This window comes from uncultured Thiodictyon sp., from assembly GCF_903828115.1.
Taxonomy (GTDB): Bacteria; Pseudomonadota; Gammaproteobacteria; order Chromatiales; family Chromatiaceae; genus Thiodictyon.
The window spans coordinates 1-2,823 of record NZ_CAIKKU010000185.1; the positions used below are offsets into that span (position 1 = coordinate 1).

Consider the following 2,823-nt stretch of genomic DNA (forward strand, 5'->3'; position numbering starts at 1 on the left):
AGCCTTAGCGCCTCGCGGCGTTACGGTTGTTGTGAGCCTCGACCTTCGGCGCATTTGCCAGCGAGCCGAGTTTCACCTTGATGTCCTCCAGGGAGCGAATTGCTGCATACGCAGCCTCGCGCTTCTGAAGGTCGCCGGGTGACGCATTGCGCCACTCGTTGATGTAGCGCCCCTCAAGGTAGGTGAAGATGTGGCGGACGACATCGTCCTCCTGCATCTCCTTGGCCTTGCGGGCGATGTCGATTGGGGTGAGCATTAGTAGACCTCCTCGTTGTCTTCTGCCGGCATCGTGTCGAGGAGGCCAGGCGGCAAGTTGGAGAGAAGCCCCTTGTTGCGAATGAACTCACGCATGACTGTGGCACGATCCGTGCCCGTCTCCTTTGCGCGGATGTCGGCGCGCTTGCGGATCAGTTCCATGAAGGTGCCGAGGCTGTCCTGGTGTACACCAGTGCGCTTCGCGGCACCCATCCAGAGCGCGGCCTGCACCTGCGGCGCCGTGAGGCCAACCTCTTTGCCGATCTCGCCCATAAGATCTTCCATAGCGCCGTACTCGTTGGCATTCGGCATGGCCGACCACACGGCGGGCTCGTCTGCAGCCTGCTGCATGTCGAACATGCCAGACTTGGCTGCCTTGTTGCCGTCGAAGACCGGCAGCACCTTGTCGGGCTTGCCGTTCCTTCCCTTGATCGTCTTTGTGCGGAAGAACTGCGCCATATCAGGATTGGCGGCGAGCATCTTGTCTCGGAACCCGTTCGACACCTCCGCGCCATTGACCAACCAGTCGGGATGGTTCGACGCCATGCCCATGTAGCGAGTGAAGTGGAGGTCGGCGGCAATGTTGTTGGGGTTGCCGGTGAACGAATTGTAGAAGCCCTTCGGCTTCGGGTTCTCGACCCACGACCCCTTCGCGCCAGGCGTGCCGGGCTCTGGATTGCCCTGCCACTCGCCACGCATCTGCTTGCCGGTCGTCATCTCATGCAGCTTGTTGTAGCGGTGGCCGTAGCCAGGCTCGCCCACCATCTTCGTGCGGCCCTTGGCGCTGGCGCCAAAGTTGCCGATCTTGTCAGTCTCAGTCAGAAACTCATGGTAGCTCTGGTTTGTGCCGGGCACGGTCGGGTTCTTCGCCTGCAAGTGGCGCACGGCGGAAGCGTTCTTGATGTTAGTCAGGACGTTCGAGCCGGCGGACGAGGAGCCCATCAGCTTGATGAAATCGTTCCACTCCTGATGGCCCTGCTCTGGCCCTAGTTCGTTGATGAACCAATCGCGGAGCTCTTCGGTGTTGTACCAGTCCGCGCCCTTAAAATTGCGACCCGCCTCGATGTCAGTCAGCAATTGCTTTCTGATCGGGTTCTCGGGGTCGAGCATGGCTGTCCTGGCGCGGCCCATGCGCGAGGAGATCTTCTTCGGGGCATAGCGCAGATAAGTCAGGTCGCTACGATCCGGTGCCGCACCCAGGTAGCGCGGGTCGCTGCCGGGCTCAAGATCGTATGGGCTGACAGATGGCGGGCTGCTATTTCCGAGGATGCCCTCGATCGGCGTACCATCCGGTGGGTTCCACGGCACGTCGTCCATTGCCGCAGCATTGGAGAGCACGTCGTCGCCATACTGCCCTTTTGAGGCGCGGCGAGCCATGTTGATGGCCGCAGCGCCGGTGTAGGCTTCGCCGACGGCAGACTTATCGCCGATGAGGTCGAGGATGCCGGGTACGGCCATCTCAATCGTGCCGGTCGAGCGGTCAGGATAGAACGGCAAGACGTTCGGCCTACTCTCAAACTGAAGCTCGCGCCCCTCGGCGTCAAACGGCACCAGGCGACCGTCGATCTGTTCCACACGAACAGCGGCACGCGGCATCATCCACCCGTAGGCGGATGGATTGTTGACGGGGTCGAGATACTCGGCGCCGAGTGCGTCGCCAGGCATCTCCTCAAAGGCGCGGCGGATTGGGCCGGGTACGTAGCCGCCCATGCCGGGAAGCTCGCGCTGCGGGCCACCTGAACTAAAACCTCTGTATTGGAACGGAACTCCACCCGCCATCACTGCATTCCCATCATCGGAGGCTGCTGCTGCATCATCTGAGCCTGCTGCTGCGCGGCGATCTTCGCGGCGTCACGCTCGCGGGCAATCATCGCGTACAACTGCTCGACCTGAAGCTGGGTGCCATACTTGGCCTGTATCTCCATCGCCTTCAGCCAGATGTCGGCGTCGAGCTTGTCGCGCTCAAGGTCATCCTTCGCCTTCTGCGTGGCAATCTCGACCACCATCTTCTTGTCGGCGATCTCGATGTCCTTCTTGATCTTCTCGGCCTCAACCTGCGCCAAAATCTGCGTCGGGTCAGGCGCGGGCTGTTGCGGCTGCGCCATCTGCTGCTCGGCCTCCGGCGTGATCTCGCTGAAATAGCGAGACGCATCCTTGAAGCCTTGCAACTCCGCGATCTGCGCCAGCGTGTTGCGATACTGCTTCAACGACACCATCGGGTTCTGCGGCCCCAGCGTCTGCAAGATCTGCTCCTGCTTCTGCGAAATAGCCATCAGCGTCTGCAGCTTCTGTTCCTGCGAGCCCGTACCAAGGCCCACATTCACGACCACGTCCATTTCCGCGTCCCAATAGCGTGGGTCAACCGGCACCCACTGGTTACGCAGGCGAACGACGCGGGGGCGGTCCTGGTATATGATGATCTCGCGCAACAGGCCACGGAACAAGCGACGGATGCCCGTCTCCGCGAAGATGCGGGCGATCATCTCCAGACGCTCCTGAGACGCCGACATCGTCGCCATCACCGCCGCCTTGGTCGTCGATTGCAAGACGTCCGGGTCGAGGCCCTGG

The 2,823-nt window shown here is 61.6% G+C and carries 3 protein-coding genes; all 3 read right to left on the minus strand.

The genetic code is table 11. The features are described 5' to 3' along the window. Positions 1-4 precede the first annotated feature (4 nt). Positions 5-256 (minus strand): hypothetical protein, encoded by a 252-nt coding sequence (locus QZY48_RS06580; protein ID WP_295429257.1) that lies wholly within the window; start codon positions 254-256, stop codon positions 5-7. Then, complete coding sequence (locus QZY48_RS06585) at positions 256-1,965, minus strand: hypothetical protein (RefSeq protein ID WP_295429260.1); 1,710 nt, start codon at positions 1,963-1,965, stop codon at positions 256-258. Before QZY48_RS06585 ends, QZY48_RS06580 begins: the two co-directional genes overlap by 1 nt. Before the next feature lie 68 nt (positions 1,966-2,033). After that, on the minus strand, positions 2,034-2,823 hold a 790-nt coding region (locus QZY48_RS06590; RefSeq protein WP_295429263.1), incomplete at its 5' end, for a hypothetical protein.